We start from the raw sequence: 15591 nt of genomic DNA, 5'->3' as shown, positions 1-15591 counted from the left end.
CGAACGGCCCATCGCGGCCGGCGCTCCGTGGTGCGAGCGTGAGGAGTGTCGTCCCTCCGGGCGCCGTACGAGCCCCGGGCCGAACCCGAGGAGGAACCATGAGCAGCGAGACGCCCGTCCGGCCCGAGCTGGCCGACGTCGTCGTCGGGATCGACGGATCCCCCTCGGCCCGGACGGCCGCCCTGTGGGCCGCCGCGGAGGCGGACCGCCGGTCCCGCCCCCTGCACCTCGTCCACGCCGCCGACACCGACCGGCGCGCCTACTGGAGCGACGCCGCGACGATCCAGACCGTCCGGGAGACCGGCCGCGACCTGCTGACCGCGACCGAGGCGGCGGTCGGGGAACGCTTTCCCGACCTCGTCGTCACCCGGCTGCTCGGCCGACAGGAACCGCTCGACGGACTCCGGGAGGCCGCGGGCGGAGAGAAGACCATCGTGGTCGGCAGCAGGGGGCTCGGAGGCTTCTCCGCCCTCCTGCTCGGCTCCGTGGGACTCGGAGTCGCCGCCCGCGCGGACGTGCCCGTCATCGTCGTGCGCGGTGACGCGGACCGTCCCGAGGCGGGTTCCGTGACCGCGGCGGTCCGTGACTCCGAGGACCTGGGATGGCTCCTCCTCGCCGCCGCCGAGGCGGACGTCCGCAAGGTCCCGCTGCGTCTCCTCAGCGTGTGGAACATCCTCACGCACGTCGGCGACGTGGCGACCATGCTCGACGACCTGGACGCCGCCGCCCACCGGCGCGTCCGTGAGGTGAAGGCCCTCGCCGACCGCGTCCGCGAGTGGTACCCGGACCTGACCGTCACCCACCACGTGGAGACCGGCACCTCGACGCCCGGGATCCTCGTCGACGCGAGCCTCCACACCGACCTGGTCGTCATGGGCCGGGACCACCGGCCCCTCGGCGTGGGACCCTCCCTCGGACGCGTCGCTCACGCCCTCATCCACCACGCCCACTGCCCCGTGGAGATCGTCCCCGTCGGCTTCGGGACGCGGGGCGGCGACACGACGTGAACGACCTCCTGCACGGAGTGGATCCAGCGGATCCGTCCGTGACCGCCCTGGTCCGGGCCGCCGACGAGGCGGCCCGCAGACGGCTGCGGCTGCGGCTCGTCGTCGCCGTCCCTCCCGTCCACGACAGGCTGGGATACGACGCCCTGGGGCACCGGTCCGCCCTGCGGACGCGGGCGGAGTCCGCCCTCTCCGACGTCCGCGAGCTCGTCCGGAGGCTCCACGCCGACCTTCGCACGAGCTCGGAACTGGTGGACGGGGCACCGGCCGCCGTCCTGCTCGCGCGCGTCCGCCGCCGACCTTGTGGTGCTCGGATCGCGCCGGTACGGCGTGTCCGCCCACCACGGACGCCCCGCCGCGGCACCGCGGCGTCTCCCGATGGCCCGCCCGTGAGAAGTGAGGGTGCTCCGAGGGCCGGTCGGGTCCCTCGGGAACGGGACCGTTCGGCCCTCCCCGACGACCCCTTTCGACACTCCGCCGCGCGGCGTACGGGCGGAAGGCTGGAACCACGGAACCAAACCGGTGTCCGCCACCCGACACAGTCCGTCGGGACGGCACCCGGCACGTGGAAGAGGAGCAGGACGATGACCGGAGCCAAGCCCGAACGCAGGCACAGCTTCCTCCCCGACCTCGACACCTGGTTCGGCCGGGAGTTTCCCGGTCTCCCCGGATGGCGGCCCGCGACGGCCGCCCACTCCATCCCGGTCGAGGTCTCCACCGGCGACGACGGCGTCTGCACGCTGCGGGCCGAGCTCCCCGGGATGGACCCGGACGACATCACCCTCACGGTCGACGACAACCTCCTCACCGTGAGAGCCGAGCACCGGGAGAACACCGAGGACAAGGACCACTCGGAGTTCCGCTACGGAGCGTTCCGCAGGACCGTCCGCCTCCCGGACACCGTCCCCGCTGACGACGTCGACGCCTCCTACGCGGACGGCATCCTGACCGTCCGGATCCCGATGCCCGCCCAGGACACCCGCACGACACGGACCATCCGCGTCAAGCGGGCCGCGGACGACGGCGAGGACCGGTCATGACCCCGAAGCGGGTCCTCGTCGCCTACGGCAGCAAGCACGGTTCCACCGCGGGCATCGCCGACGAGATCGGCCGGGCCCTCCGGGACGATGGATTCGACACCGACGTCCGGCCGGCCGACACCGTCACCGACGTCAGCGACTACGACGGCGTCGTCCTCGGCGGAGCCCTCTACGCCGGACGCTGGAACGGCAAGGCCCGCCGGTGCGCCCGGCGCAACGCCGAACAGCTCCGACACCGCCCGCTGTGGCTGTTCAGCAGCGGCCCCGTCGACAGCTCCGCCGAACAGCACGACATCCCGCCCGTGCGCGGCGTCACCCGCCGGATGAAGAAGCTCGGCGCGCGGGAGCACGTCACCTTCGGAGGCGCGCTCACCGCCGACAACCCGGATCTCTTCGCCCGCGCCATGGTCCGCCAAGGCAAGGGCGGGGACTTCCGGGACCCGGCCCGCGTCCGGGCCTGGGCCCACCGGATCGGAGCCGCGCTCGGGGAAGCCGGCTGAACCCGCTTCGGCCTTCCTCTTCCGACGGGGACGAGCGCACGGAGGCGTGCCATGACCGACCGCGAAACACCCCGCGCCGGACCACGGCTGCCGCGGGGCGCCCCCGGCCGCCGCGCGACGGTGGTCGTCATCGCGGTCCTCGCGCTCGTCGGCGGCGCGATCGCCGCCGGGTACCTGTGGAGCTTCGGCGCCAGGACCGAGCGCGACCGCGCCGCCGGTCTGCACCAGGTGACGGCGACCACGACGGGACCGGCCCGGGAGCCGTCCGCCCTCGTGCGCAGCGGTGCGGCGAACCGGTCCGTCGCGCCCGCGGTCTGGGAGTACCCGGACGGTGAGCGCCGCTCCGGCACCGTCGAGGTACCGGCCAGGACCCCCCAGGGGCGGACCGTGAAGGTCTCGGTGGACGACTCGGGAGCTCCCGTCCGCCGGGCCGTCGGGACGTCGGACCTCCTGCTGACGTCGGTCGTCGGCGGTGCCGCGACGGCCGGTGCGGTCGCCGCGACCGGAGCCGGCGTCCTCGCCCTCCTGCGACGGAGGACCGACGGCCGCAGCCTCGCCGCCCTGGAACGCGAGTGGGAACAGGTCGAGCCCGTCTGGTCCGGCCGGCTCCGCAAGGAGAACGGTTCCGGGACGGACGACGTCTGACGACGGCGCCGGCCGTACGGCGACCGACCGCACGGGCACCGCACGGCCGACCGCCGAGGCGCTCCCCTTCGACCCCAGCGAGCCCCTGCCCCGCCTCTGTCGGGAACTGGACACAGGCCCCGACGGGCTGTCCGCCCGGGAGGCGGCCCGGCGCCTTGCGGCGCACGGTCCGAACGAGGTGCGCCGCAAGGCGGGGCCCTCCGTCTGGCGGGAGGTGGCCACGCAGCTGGCGCACCCCCTGGCCCCGCTGCTGTGGGCCGCGGCCGCCCTGGCCTTCGTGGCCGATCTCGCCGTGCTCGGCTGGACCGTCCTCGCAGTCATCGTCGTCAACGCGGATTTCGCGCTGCTCCAGGAGCGCCAGGCGGAACGCGCGGTGGAGACCCTCGCCCGCTGCCTGCCCGAGCACGCCCTCGTCGTACGCGACGGGCACCCGCTCACCGTGGAGGCCCGCGAGCTCGTGCCGGGGGACGTCGTCCTCCTGGAGGAGGGGACAAGGTCCCGGCGGACGCCAGGGTCACCGAGGGCGGTGTGGAGGTGGACCTGTCGATGCTGACGGGGGAGTCGGTGCCGGCGGAACGGGTGGCGGTGGCCGGACTGCTCGGCGCGCCCCTCCTGGAGGAGCCCAATCTCGTCTTCAGCGGGACGACCTGTATCGAGGGACAGGCCCGGGCCGTCGTCTTCGCCACCGGGGACCGTACCGAGCTGGGGCGGATCGCCGCCCTCAGCCAGCGGACGCGGCGAGAGGCCAGCCCCTGGAGCGACAGGTCAAGAAGGTGGCCTGGCTCATCGCCGCCGTCGCCACGGGAATGGGAGCCGTCTTCCTCGTCGTCGGTGTGGCGGTCGGACTGCCGGTGACCGACGCCCTGATGTTCGCCATCGGGCTCCTCGTCGCCAACGTCCCCGAAGGGCTGCTGCCGACGGTCACCCTCGCCCTCGCCGTCGGCGTCCGCGCCCTTGCCCGGCAGGGCGCCCTGGTCAAGCGGCTCAGCGCGGTGGAGACCCTCGGTTCCACCGGTGTCATCTGCACGGACAAGACCGGCACCCTCACCCGGAACCGCATGCACCTGCGTGTCTGCTGGACCCCCGGTCACGGGAGGGAAACGGGGCCCTGGGCACAGGAGCTGGTAAGGGCTGCCGCCGAGTGCACCACGGTCACCCGGGACGCCGAGAACGAGCTGCACGGCGACCCCACCGAGACCGCTCTCGTCGAGGGAGCCGCCGAGCTGGGCGCCCCGGTGGACCTCGCCCGGCGTGACGAGCGGCGGCAGGCGCTCTTCCGGTTCGACCCACGGCTTCGGATGATGACCGTCGTGCAGGACGGCGGAACCTCCGGGCCCACCCGGGTCGTGGTCAAGGGAGCCCCCGAAGCGGTTCTCGAGCACGTCCTGCCCGGCCCGGACCGGGAAGCGGCCCGAGACGCGGCGCAACGACTGGCAGGGGCCGGCACCCGCGTCCTGGCCGTCGCCGTCCGCGACCTCCCGGCCGGCGGCGGGGCGCCCGCCCGGCGGCAGGACGCCGAAACCCGCCTGACCCCGCTGGGACTCGTCGGGCTCTACGACCCGCCGCGGGCCGAGGTGGCGTCCGCCGTCCGCCGCTGCCACGGGGCCGGCGTGCGCGTGCACGTGGTGACGGGGGACAACGGCGCCACGGCCGCCGCGATCGCGCGGGAGGTCGGCACCGGGGTGCCCCGGCTGGAGGTCGTCGACGACTCCGAGACCCTGGGCGACGCCGAACTGGACCGCCTGCTCGTGGAGGACGACGCCGAGATCGTCTTCGCCCGTTCCTCGCCCGAGACGAAACTCAGGGTCGCCGACACCCTGCGGGCCCACGGCCGGATCGTCGCCATGACCGGGGACGGCGTCAACGACGCCCCCGCTCTCCACCGCGCGCGCATCGGGGTGGCCATGGGCCGCTCCGGCACGGACGTGGTCCGCGAGGCGGCGGCCATGGTCCTCACCGACGACGACTTCGCCACCATCGTCACCGCGATCGAATCCGGGCGCCGCGTCTACGACAACGCCCGCAAGTTCATCGTCTACATCTTCGCCCACGCGACGCCGGAGATCGTACCCTTCCTCGTCTTCGCCCTGTCGGCGGGAGCCGTTCCGCTCCCCCTCACGGTGCTCCAGATCCTCGCCGTCGACCTCGGCACGGAGACCCTTCCCGCCCTCGCGCTGGGCAGGGAACGCTCCGAGCCCGGTGTCATGCGACGGCCGCCCCGATCCGCACACCAGGGCGTCGTCTCCCGTGACATGCTCATCCGCAGCTGGGGGTACCTGGGCCTGGTCTCGGCCGTCCTCGTCATGACCGGATTCCTCTACGTCCCCTGGCGCGCAGGCTGGCAGCCCGGCTACCCCACCGGCGAGGGGTCCCCGCTGCACGGAGCGTACGTGACGGCGACGACGGCCACGTTCGCCGGCATCGTCACCTGCCAGGTCGGCACCGCCTTCGCGGCCCGCACCGACCACGCGGCGCTCCGCGAGATCGGCGTCCTGTCGAATCCGCTGCTGCTCGCGGGCATCGCCTTCGAACTCTGCTTCACCGCCGCGCTCGTCTACGCGCCACCGCTCCAGCGGGTCTTCGGGACGGCCGCGCTCCCCTGGGACGTCGTCCTGCTCGTCGGCGCCTTCCCGCTGTTGGTCTGGGGCGTCGACGAGGCGCCGCGCCCGGCGGCGCCGTCACAGGGGCTGCTGAGAGGACGCCGGCTCGTCCCCTCCCTGGTCGAGGCGGAAGGGCGGATAGGCGTCCGTCATGAGGCCCGCGTAGGCGGCGGCGCGGAGGACCCAGCGGTTCAGGCCGACGACCAGGTCGAACAGGTCCCGGGGATAGCGCGAGGTGAAGGCGAGGGCGAAGCCGGCGATCACCGCGAGCAGCGTGATCAGGCCGCCACTCCACCATCCGGCGCGCAGGCCGCCGGTGAAGAACGCGAGGACCAGGTAGTGGGGGATCGCGAGCAGCCACCACTTGACCAGCACCTGCGAGCGGGAGAGCCGTTCCGGGTAGGCGATGTCGAGCCGGGCCGGGTAGCCGGGTTCGGGGCCGAGGCTGAAGGGCGGGTAGCGGTCGGTGCCGAGCCCGCCGTAGGAGTAGTACGAGACCCGCCACGACCACCGGAGCACGCCGAGGTTGAAGTCGAAGAGGCTCCGCGGATAGCGCTCGGTGAACAGGACCGCGAAGAAGGCGATCACCGTCACGACCAGGAAGGCGATCCACAGGAAGAACAGCACGATCCAATGAGGGATCACGAGGATCCACTTCACCAGCCACAGCCAGCGGGACAGGGGGGCGTCGAGCACGGCCGCCACTCGGACGGGAGGGTACGAGGAGCTGATGTCGTCCATGACCGTCACCTCCTCGCTCCGGCCCGGTCCCGGTATCGGATGCGGTCGACGGCGTTTCGGTGCCTCATGGCTGGTCACCTCTCCTGTGGTGTCCCCGTTTCCCAGGGTCCTCCGTGCCCGCCGCCCGGGGGAGGGCCGTCCGGCCCCCACGCGTGCCCGTGGTCCTCCGCGTAGGCCGCGAAGACCCCCTCCGTCCCCTCGCCCGTGAGCAGGAAGCGTTCGTCGAGCACGGCCGCCAGGTCGTCGAGGGCCTTGCGCAGCACCGACGCGGAGAGCCGGACGTCCGGGTGGCGCGCCTCGTCGGCGCCGTCGGCGAGGCCGAGGGCGTATCCGAGCTGCCGGGGGAGGGACGTGCGCTCGTCGGCGTCGTGGAAGTAGTACGACTCGGCGTACTGCATGAAGTCGACGGTGGCGGTGGACAGGCCGGCGGCGAGCCCGTCGAGGAGCGCCGCCCCGCCGTCGGAGTCGAGTGCCCGGACGGTGACCCGGCCGCGGCGCACGTGGGACAGCCGCAGGGCCAGCGTCCTGCGGCGGGCGAGGGCGGGGTAGATGCCGAGGAGCCACGCGACCGTGGCCGACAGGAGCACGAAGCCCACCAGGGCCTCCAGGGGCGCCAGCACCCGCAGCCACCCCGGGGTCGGGGCGATGTCGCCGAGGCCGAGCGTGGCCAGGGTGACCAGGGAGAGGTACAGGGCGTCCAGCGGGCCGGCGTGCTCGGACGGCGTGAGCCCGGGCGCGTAGGAGAAGTCCTCCGGCATGCGGGGCCAGTAGACGAGCGCCCATCCCACGGCCACCGTCAGCGCCCAGACGGCGACCACCGCCACCATGCCGAGCGGGCCGGCCAGCCCGGCCGGGCGCCACCGCGTGCCGCGGTGTGCCGACAGCCGCCACACCGCCCGCATCACCACTCTGCTGAGACCGCCGTGGCGGGTCGGATGCCAGAGCGTGTGGAAGACGTCCCGGAGGACGAGCAACACCAGGAGAACGCCCAACGGCGTCACGAGCCACGTCATGGTGAACCGCTTCCCGGCCGGGACGGGAGCACTCCGCCCCGGCCGCACGGGCCGCCCGCCCTGCCGCGCAGGTGCTCTCCGCGTGATCTCCGTCGCGGTTCCGGGCCCGCTCCGCCGCGCATGTCCTACGAACCCGTTTCCGTCCGGCCGGTGAGGAGGCGCCGGACGACGCAGGCGAAGACCTCGATGTCCGCGACGTCGGCCCGTATCCGGGCGAGGTGGCCGAGGGCCGGTTCCGGACCGGCGACCACCAGGGATCTCCGGCCCGGTGGCAGATCTCGCACGCACAGGCTGAACGTGGCAGGCGCCCGCAGGTACGGGAGCGCCATGGTGACGTCGTACAGGTCGGTGGTCGTCACCTCGGACATGCTTCGAGCATGCGCGGCCGGACGGCGCCCCGCACGGGGACGGGACACCGGTCTCACGCTCCGGCGGCGAGGGTGAGGCCGCACCGTACGTCCACCACGCCCTCCACGGCCCGGGCCAGGCGCTCCGCGACCGGGACGAGCGTGCTGTCGCGCACGTCGCCGGTCAGGGTCACGACACCGGCCTCGACGCGGACCTCGATCCGGTCCCGGGAGAGCGGGAAGAGGTGCGCGACCACATCACGGCGGATCTCGTCGGCGAGCTCCTCGTCCGGCCGGAGGAACACCTTGAGCAGATCGGACCGGCTCACGACACCCTGGATCACGCCGTTCCCGTCCACGACCGGCAGCCGCTTCACCCGGTGGGTGGCCATGAGCCGGGCGGCCCGTGACAGGGTCGCGTCGGGGCCGATGGTGAGGGCCGGAGCGGTCATCAGCTCCGCCGCCCGGTCGGAACCGGCCTTCGCGGTGGCGTCGTGCCGCCGCAGCTGCTCGATCATGCCGAGGCGGTGGTCGTGGAACTCCTCCTTGAGGAGCAGGTCCGCCTCGGACACCACGCCGACGACGCGGCCCTCGCCCTCCAGGACGGGGAGCGCGGTCACCTTCCAGCGCTCCATGGCGGCGGCGATCTCCTTGAACGGGGTGTCGGGGCGAACGGCGACGACCTTCTTGGTCATCACGTCGGCGACGGTGAACGGCCGGGAGGTCATGGCGGTCTCCTTCAGCGGGCGTAGGCCAAGGCTTCCGCGCCGGCGTGCGGCGCGAGGTCTTCGAGGAGGCGGCTCCGCACCGCCGGCAGCCGGCGCGCCATCGTGGCGGCGACGCACGCGAACACGGCCTCGCCGACGGACGGGTCCCGGGCACAGAGCTCCCGTACCGCCCGGGCGTCGAACTCCAGGGCGCGGACCTCGGTGACCGCGGTGGCGCCGAGGTGCCAGATGTGGGGCGGGACGATCCAGGAGCAGCCGAGGAGCGCGCCGCCGGCGAGGGTGTCCACGACGGCGTCGCGGCGGCCGGGGACATGGGTGTCGAGCTCGACGCGGCCCGTTCGGACGATCCAGAAGCGGTCGGCCCGCTGCCGCTCACGGAAGATCCGGGTGCCGGCCTCGAAGCGGACCGGTCGGGAGTGCTCCAGGAGCTGTTCCCGTGCCTTCGGGGGGAGTTCGTCCAGCAGGGTCCGCGTGGTGGTCATGGTGTCCTCCAGCCCTTCCCTCCCAGGGTCCGGCGGGGCTCGCGTCGGGCGGCAGGGCCGCGAGGGTCCGACGGTGGGGCCGAAGGGCCCGTCTCAGCGGACCAGGACGGCCTCGCCGGAGCGGGGCACGACGGCCGTCCAGCCCAGTTCGCGGTCGAGCCGGTCGCGGAGCGCTTCGGAGGCGGCCGGTTCGCCGTGCACGACGTAGGTGGTGTGCGGGGCGGGCGCGCCCCGGAGCCAGTCGACGACCTGTGCCGCGTCGGCGTGGGCGGAGAAGTGGGGTACGTCGGCGACCTCGGCCCGTACGGGCACGTACTCGCCGAACATCTTCAGCGCGCGGGCTCCGTCCACCAGGTCCCGGGCCCGGGTACCGGCGGCGGCGAAGCCGACCACGACGACGGCGTTGCGCGGGTCGGGCAGGAGCCGGCGCAGGTGGTGCAGGACGCGGCCACCGGTGGCCATGCCGGCCGAAGACACGATGACGGCGGGTCCGTGCACGCTGTTGATGTCGATGGACTCCCGCACGGTCCGGGCGGCGAGGAACGGGGCGGGGCTCAGCGCGGCCTCCCCCCGCGCCAGGATCTCGGGGCGCAGCTCGGGGGAGCGCTCGCGCACGGCGTCGCGGTAGACGTCGAGGGCGGCCAGCGCCATCGGGCTGTCCACGTAGACGGGTACCGACGGGGGCAGCACGCCCGTCTCGCGCAGCCGGGTCAGCTCGTGCAGGACGACCTCGGTCCGGTCGATGGCGAAGGCGGGGATCACCACCGTCCCGTTCCGGGAGAGGGTCCGCGCCACGACCGCCGCGAACTCCGGACGGGCGGAGTCCTGGTCGTGGTAGCGGTCGCCGTACGTCGACTCCACCAGCAGCGTGTCCGCGCCGGAGAACGGCTCCGGTGGCAGGAGCAGCGGGTGTCCGGGGCGCCCCAGGTCGCCGGAGACGGCCAGCGTGTGCCCGTCCTCCAGAGTGAGGCGGGCCCAGGCCGAGCCGAGGATGTGGCCGCCGTGGTGGAGCGTCAGCCGGGTGCCGCGCAGGAGCTCCACGTCCTCCCCGGCGGGGACGGGGTCGAAGAACGACAGCGTCTTGTCCACGTCGGTTTCGTCGTACAGCGGCTTCGCCGGGCGGTGCTTGGACCAGCCGTGCTCGTCGGCGTGCCGGGCCGCCTCCATCTGCAGGCGCGCGCTGTCGCGCAGGACGATCCCGGCGAGGCGGGCCGTGTGCGGGGTCGCGAGGATCGGCCCGCGGAAGCCCTGCCGGACCAGGCGCGGCAGGTAACCGCAGTGGTCCAGATGGGCGTGGGTGACGACCACGGCGCGGACATCGGCCGCGTCACGGGCGAACCGGTCCCAGTTGCGCCGGCGCAGTTTCGCGAATCCCTGGAAGAGACCGCAGTCGACGAGGACCCGGGCGTGGTCGCTCTCGACGAGGAACTTGCTGCCGGTGACCGTCCCCACGCCACCCAGGAACGAGAGCAGGGCGGGGCGCGGGGAGGAGGGAGCGGAATGCGGGGCTGCCTCGGGCATGAGCGGGTCCTCCTTCGTCCCGGGGACCGGCCTCGCCGGCCCCTGTCCACCCTCGCGCCGCCCGGGACCGCGCGGCATGGGCCCGTAGGGCCCCTGGCGGGGACCGACCGGCCCATGCGCACGGGCCCGCCGACGGGCCAGCCTGACGGTGACGTCCGCGGACCAGACCCGCGGGCCCCTACGAGGAGGCGGCCGTCATGAAGGCTCTCGTGTTCCAGGGGACGGGCGAGGTGGCGTGGCAGGAGGTGCCCGACCCCGCCGTCGAGGACGCCGCCGACGCGATCGTCCGCGTCGACGCCGTCACCCTCTGCGGGACCGACCTGCACATCGTCAAGGGGGACGTGCCCGAGGTGGAACCGGGCCGCGTCCTCGGCCACGAGGCGGTGGGCACGGTGGTCGAGACGGGCGGCGACGTCCGCACGGTGCGGCCCGGCGACCGTGTCCTCGTCTCCTGCATCTCCTCGTGCGGCCGTTGTTCCTTCTGCCGCGAGCGGCGCTACGGGCAGTGCGGGGGCGGCGGCGGGTGGGTGCTGGGCCACCTGATCGACGGGACGCAGGCCGAGTACGTTCGCGTGCCCTTCGCCGACCTCTCCGTCCACCCGCTGCCGAGCGCGGTCGACAGCTTCGACGCGGTGCTCCTCGCCGACATCTTCCCCACCGCGTACGAGGTCGGCGTCCTCAACGGCGGCGTCCGGCCGGGCGACACGGTCGTCGTGGTCGGCGCGGGGCCCATCGGCCTCGCCGCGATCATCACCGCACGCCTCTACAGCCCCGGCCGGATCATCGCCGTCGACCTGGCCGACTCCCGTCTCGCCGCCGCCCGCCGCCTCGGCGCCGACGCCACCGCCACGGCCGACGAGGGACCGGAACAGCTCGTCGCCGACCTGACCGACGGCCTCGGCGCCGACGTCGTCATGGAAGCGGTGGGCGTCCCGGAGACCTTCGAGATGTGCACCCGCATGGTCCGCCCCGGCGGGCGGGTCGCCAACATAGGAGTCCACGGAAAGCCCGCCGCCCTCCACCTCGAAGACCTGTGGATCAAGGACGTCACCCTCACCACCGGCCTCGTCGACACCTCCTCGACGCCGATGCTGCTGCGCATGATGGCCGCCGGCCGGCTCCCGGTATCCGGACTGGTCACCCACCGCTTCGAACTGGGGCAGATGGAAGAGGCGTACGACGTCTTCGGCCGTGCCGCCGAGACCGGGGCGATCAAGGTCGCGCTCGGCGGACCGCAGCACACGTCCGTCCAGGCCGCGGGAGCCGGATGAACGGCCGTCTTCCCACCTGCTCCGCGCCGCCGCGCGCCGTCGTCCTCGACACCGACGGCGTGCTGATCGACTCCACCGCCGTCCACGCGGCGGCGTGGAGGACGGCCTTCGACGCCTGCCTCGCGGGGCGGGCGGACGGGGCGGCACGGCAGGAGCCGTTCGACACGGACGCCGACTACCGCACGTATGTCGACGGCCGGTCCCGCTACGACGGCGCCGAGGCGTTCCTGACCGCCCGAGGCATCCGCCTGCCGCCCGGAACGCCCGACGACCGCCCCGGGCGCGACACGATCCGGGCCGTGGCCGCGCGCAAGGAACAGGCGTTCCAGGGCGCCCTGCGCACCGAGCCGGTGGTCGCCTTCGACGACGCCGTACGGGCGCTGACCGCCCTGCGCGACCTCCGCGTACCGTGCGCGGCGGTCTCCGCCTCCCGGCACGCCCGCGCACTGCTCGCCGCCGGCGGATTCGACCCGCTCCTCCGCACCGTCGTGGACGGCGAGGAAGCCGCCCGGCTCGGACTGCCCGGCAAACCGGACCCCGCGCTCTTCCTCCACGCGGCCCACGCCCTCGGCGTCCGCCCCCGGGACTGCGCGGTCGTCGAGGACGCCCTCGCCGGCGTCCTGGCGGGCCGCCGCGGACGCTTCGGCCTCGTCGTCGGTGTCGACCGCACCCCGGACCGGCACACCACCGGCGCCCTCCGCGAACAGGGCGCCCACCTCGTCACCACCGACCTCATGGAGTGCGTGGAGGCGGTGTGGGGAGCGGAGCCGTGAACTCGGGGTCGGGCTGGACCTGGGGCTACGACGTCTACGTGCCGGGGCACGAGCGTCTGGTGGAGGCCCTCTGCGCCCTCGGGAACGGCCGGTTCGCCACCCGGGGCTCCACGCCCGAGTGCGCCGCCGACACCACGCACTACCCGGGCACCTACCTCGCGGGCTGCTACGACCGGCGCACCTCGCTCGTCGACGGCCGGGCGGTCGAGAACGAGGACCTCGTCAACCTCCCGAACTGGACCCTGCTGCGCTACCGGTGCCTGCCGGAGGACGAGCCGGCGGGGGAGTGGCTCACCCCCGACTCCGACGAGCTGCGGCACTACGCCGTCCGGCTCGACCTGCGGCGAGGCATCCTGCACCGCAGCCTGTACTTCCAGGACATCCGAGGGCGCGGACCGCGCGTCGGACACACCCGCCTCGTCCACATGGGAGATCCCGGGCTCGCCGCCCAGCGCACCACCTTCCACGCCTACGGCTGGAGCGGCGAGATCGAGGTCGAGTCCGTCCTCGACGGCGACGTGGCCAACACCGGCGTCGAGCGCTACCACCACTTCCGGCCCGAGGAGCTGTCGGCCCTGTTCGCGCGGCTCGGGCACCGGCTGGACGACGAGACCTGGCGGGCCACGGTGGACTACTACCTGCGCCGTACCAGCCACGGTTCGACCCTCAGCAGCCTCGTCCACGGCTGGGTGCTCGCCCGGCTGAAGGGCGCCGGAGACTGGCGGTACTGCGAGGAGGCCCTGCTCTCCGACGTGGCGGACGTCCAGGGCGGCACGACCGGTGAGGGCATCCACCTCGGGGCGATGGCCGGCACGATCGACCTGGTCGAACGCGGGATCACCGGCCTGGAGGGGGGCCCGGACGGCCTGCGGGTGGCGCCGGTGTCCCTGCGGCAGCTGCCCCGGTTCGCCTTCGCCCTCTGCTGCGGCGGGCACCGCGGCGTACGCCTACGCGTGCTGCCCGGCCGACTGGGAGCGCGGGTCCCCGCCGGACCCGGAGCCCCCCTTGCCCTCGTCCTCCCCGGAGACCGGAGGTTCACCGTCCCGCCCGGCGAGGAACGGTGGTTCCCGCTGTGAGGGCGCGGGCGCTCAGCCGAAGGCGAGCACCTCGCAGGCGGGCCGGCGGGGCGTCGCCCGGCCCACCGGTCCGTACCCCAGACGGAACACCATCTGGACGTAGCCGACGGCCGAGAGCGGGTCCCGTGCGTCGAAGCGCAGTTCCGGCCATTCGAGGGGTTGGGACACGGGGGAGGTGGCCAGCCCGTCGAGGGTGGCCTGGAGCAGCACCCGGTGCGTCGCCTGCCCCGCCCGGAGCCACGCCTCAGGGGTGTCCTCGGCGGTGCCGAGCAGGGCGATCTGCGGTGTCTTCTCGAAGCGCGCCGACGGACGGCCGGTCACCCGGCCCCGGGCGCCGAAGTCCCTGACGGGCGAGGTCACGTCGTACTGCCGCGGACCGAAGGCGTAGGCGGGCACCCCGTCGCGGTGCGACGCCTCTCCGGCCGCGCCCGTACGCGTCCAGGAGGCGATCTCCGCCCGTACGGCGTCGTCCGCCGCCTCGTACAGCGCGGAGGCGTGGACGAGCCCCATCACGGTGTCGGTGTGCCACTCGCCGGGGACGGTCAGACGGCAGCCCTCGAGCAGGGCGGCGGCACGGAGGCCGTCGAACAGCTCGGGCGGTATGCGCTCCTCGGTGAAGGGGAAGCGGCTGGTGTGCCGGCGGGGCAGGGCGGGGTGGAGCACGTCCAGTCCGTCGTCGACGCCCTCGGGCCCGTCGAACCGGACGTCGGCGAGATGCCACGGATCACCGGGGTCCGGCAGCAGCCGGACCGCCGGACACAGCCCCCTGTGCACGGCGGCCACCCGCAGACCGAACAGGGCGGCGCCGCAGCCGAGGTGGAGGGCCCGGTGGTCGGGGTCCTGGCGGGGCATGCCACGGGACGGGTCGCCGTACAGCTCGACGGTGCCGGACGCCTCGCGGTGAGTGAAGCGCCAGGGCTGGGAGTTGTGCATCGACGGAGCCAGGACGGCTTCCTCGACCAGCGAGGCGACGAGGGGACGGGGCAGGGGGTTGGAGGCCACGGTGCGTCCTGTCTGTGCGAGGGCGGTCATTCGGAGAAGTCGTAGGCCGTGCGCGTGGGCGGGCGGGCGAGGCGGGTGCCGTCGTCGGGGGCGGACAGCCGGTCGACGACGGCGACGACGCCGTCCACGCGTTCGGCGAGCTCCAGGAGCGTCGCGGCCTGGCTCCGCCGCCGCAGTCGGCCCGCCAGGGTGACCACGCCGTCGAGCACGTGCACGTCGACCGCGTCCTGCGGCAGGTCCATGGCGTCCGAGAGGACCTCCTCCCGGACGCGCCGCCTGATCTCGGGGTCCGGCCGTAGGAAGACGCGGAGCAGGTCACGTCGGGTGACGATGCCCACCAGCCGCTCCTCCTCGTCGACCACGGGGAGGCGTTCCACCCCGCGGCGCACCATGAGCCGTGCCGCGTCCGCCGCGGCCTCCTCGGCGTGCACGGTGACGGCCGGAGTACTCATCACACCCCGGACGGTCAGGGCCCTGCGAGCCAGGAGGTCGCTCTCGGAGACCACACCGATGACGTGGTCGTCGGCATCGACGACGGGCAGCCCGCTGATGTCGTGTTCGGCGAGGAGCTTCGCCACGTCCCGGAACGACGTGTCGGCGAGGGCGGTGACCACGTCGTCGGTCATCAGGCCGCCCACCTTCAGGTGCCTCATGGCGGTCCTCCCGTTCGGCTCGTCGGCGGAGGGGTGCCTACGCCACCACCGTCCACCGCGCCGGTGCGGGCCGGCGAGGGGCCGAACGGTCCATCCGAGGGCCCGACCGGGTCTCCGTCGGCTCCGGGCGCCCGCCTCATGGGACCTTCGGCCCCACCCTGTGCCCCCTCAGGCCCTCGGGCTCCCCGGGCACCG

At 74.1% G+C, this 15591-nt stretch carries 14 protein-coding genes and 4 pseudogenes; 10 read left to right on the top strand and 8 right to left on the bottom strand.

Features of this window, described 5'->3' with window-relative positions:
* Positions 1-98: 98 nt before the first annotated feature.
* The 6 genes and pseudogenes from IE245_RS15570 to IE245_RS36950 all read left to right on the top strand — a co-directional run.
* Positions 99-1007, top strand: coding sequence for a universal stress protein (locus IE245_RS15570; RefSeq protein WP_189947750.1), 909 nt, complete (start codon positions 99-101; stop codon positions 1005-1007).
* A gap of 581 nt (positions 1008-1588) precedes the next feature.
* Positions 1589-2044, top strand: a complete 456-nt coding sequence (locus IE245_RS15565; RefSeq protein ID WP_189947747.1) for an Hsp20/alpha crystallin family protein — start codon at positions 1589-1591, stop codon at positions 2042-2044.
* Positions 2041-2544 carry a flavodoxin domain-containing protein gene (locus IE245_RS15560; protein WP_189947745.1) on the top strand — a complete coding sequence of 168 codons (504 nt, stop codon included), beginning with the start codon at positions 2041-2043 and terminating at the stop codon, positions 2542-2544. The genes IE245_RS15565 and IE245_RS15560 overlap by 4 nt, the downstream gene beginning before the upstream one ends.
* 51 nt (positions 2545-2595) lie before the next feature.
* Positions 2596-3189: an Rv1733c family protein gene (locus IE245_RS15555; RefSeq protein ID WP_189947743.1), complete on the top strand. Its 594-nt coding sequence runs from the start codon at positions 2596-2598 to the stop codon at positions 3187-3189.
* Positions 3190-3274: 85 nt separating this feature from the next.
* A pseudogene (locus IE245_RS38275) lies at positions 3275-4044 on the top strand (P-type ATPase actuator domain-containing protein).
* Positions 3963-5789, top strand: a pseudogene (locus tag IE245_RS36950) (cation-translocating P-type ATPase); the annotation flags it as partial. The pseudogenes IE245_RS38275 and IE245_RS36950, both read left to right, overlap by 82 nt.
* A gap of 78 nt (positions 5790-5867) precedes the next feature.
* Here IE245_RS36950 and IE245_RS36945 read toward each other — a convergent pair.
* The 6 genes from IE245_RS36945 to IE245_RS15525 all read right to left on the bottom strand — a co-directional run bounded on the left by IE245_RS36945 (position 5868) and on the right by IE245_RS15525 (position 10621).
* The gene (locus IE245_RS36945; RefSeq protein WP_229851319.1) at positions 5868-6530 is read right to left on the bottom strand and encodes a DUF4389 domain-containing protein; all 663 of its coding nucleotides are present in this window, start codon (positions 6528-6530) and stop codon (positions 5868-5870) included.
* Positions 6531-6604: 74 nt separating this feature from the next.
* Positions 6605-7543 (bottom strand): potassium channel family protein, encoded by a 939-nt coding sequence (locus tag IE245_RS15545; RefSeq protein WP_189947741.1) that lies wholly within the window; start codon positions 7541-7543, stop codon positions 6605-6607.
* Between the two features lie 125 nt (positions 7544-7668).
* Positions 7669-7911, bottom strand: a complete 243-nt coding sequence (locus IE245_RS36940) for a hypothetical protein (RefSeq protein ID WP_229851303.1) — start codon at positions 7909-7911, stop codon at positions 7669-7671.
* A gap of 53 nt (positions 7912-7964) precedes the next feature.
* Positions 7965-8618 carry a CBS domain-containing protein gene (locus IE245_RS15535; RefSeq protein ID WP_189947739.1) on the bottom strand — a complete coding sequence of 218 codons (654 nt, stop codon included), beginning with the start codon at positions 8616-8618 and terminating at the stop codon, positions 7965-7967.
* Between the two features lie 11 nt (positions 8619-8629).
* A complete protein-coding gene (locus tag IE245_RS15530) occupies positions 8630-9100 on the bottom strand; it encodes a cyclic nucleotide-binding domain-containing protein (protein WP_189947737.1) in 471 nt (156 codons plus the stop codon).
* Between the two features lie 93 nt (positions 9101-9193).
* Positions 9194-10621 (bottom strand): MBL fold metallo-hydrolase RNA specificity domain-containing protein, encoded by a 1428-nt coding sequence (locus IE245_RS15525; protein WP_189947735.1) that lies wholly within the window; start codon positions 10619-10621, stop codon positions 9194-9196.
* A 197-nt stretch (positions 10622-10818) separates the two neighbouring features.
* Here IE245_RS15525 and IE245_RS15520 point away from each other — a divergent pair, with 197 nt between their 5' ends.
* From IE245_RS15520 to IE245_RS38225, 4 genes and pseudogenes are all read left to right on the top strand, one after another.
* Entirely contained in the window at positions 10819-11892 is a 1074-nt protein-coding gene (locus IE245_RS15520) for a zinc-dependent alcohol dehydrogenase family protein (RefSeq protein ID WP_189947733.1), read from the top strand.
* Positions 11889-12665 carry an HAD family hydrolase gene (locus tag IE245_RS15515; RefSeq protein WP_189947731.1) on the top strand — a complete coding sequence of 259 codons (777 nt, stop codon included), beginning with the start codon at positions 11889-11891 and terminating at the stop codon, positions 12663-12665. Before IE245_RS15520 ends, IE245_RS15515 begins: the two co-directional genes overlap by 4 nt.
* Positions 12632-13162 (top strand): annotated as a pseudogene (locus IE245_RS38230) (glycoside hydrolase family 65 protein); the annotation flags it as partial. The gene IE245_RS15515 and the pseudogene IE245_RS38230, both read left to right, overlap by 34 nt.
* Before the next feature lie 54 nt (positions 13163-13216).
* Positions 13217-13741: pseudogene (locus tag IE245_RS38225) on the top strand (glycoside hydrolase family 65 protein); the annotation flags it as partial.
* Positions 13742-13753: 12 nt separating this feature from the next.
* Here the strand turns inward: IE245_RS38225 and IE245_RS15505 are convergent.
* Both IE245_RS15505 and IE245_RS15500 read right to left on the bottom strand, forming a co-directional pair.
* Positions 13754-14773 carry an Acg family FMN-binding oxidoreductase gene (locus IE245_RS15505; RefSeq protein WP_189947727.1) on the bottom strand — a complete coding sequence of 340 codons (1020 nt, stop codon included), beginning with the start codon at positions 14771-14773 and terminating at the stop codon, positions 13754-13756.
* Positions 14770-15396: a CBS domain-containing protein gene (locus IE245_RS15500; protein ID WP_189947724.1), complete on the bottom strand. Its 627-nt coding sequence runs from the start codon at positions 15394-15396 to the stop codon at positions 14770-14772. Before IE245_RS15500 ends, IE245_RS15505 begins: the two co-directional genes overlap by 4 nt.
* Positions 15397-15591 lie beyond the last annotated feature (195 nt).

This window comes from Streptomyces roseolus (assembly GCF_014649855.1).
Classification (GTDB): domain Bacteria; phylum Actinomycetota; class Actinomycetes; order Streptomycetales; family Streptomycetaceae; genus Streptomyces; species Streptomyces roseolus.
The sequence above is the reverse complement of the archived record's forward strand: the minus strand, read 5'-3'. Positions and strand labels throughout refer to the sequence as shown.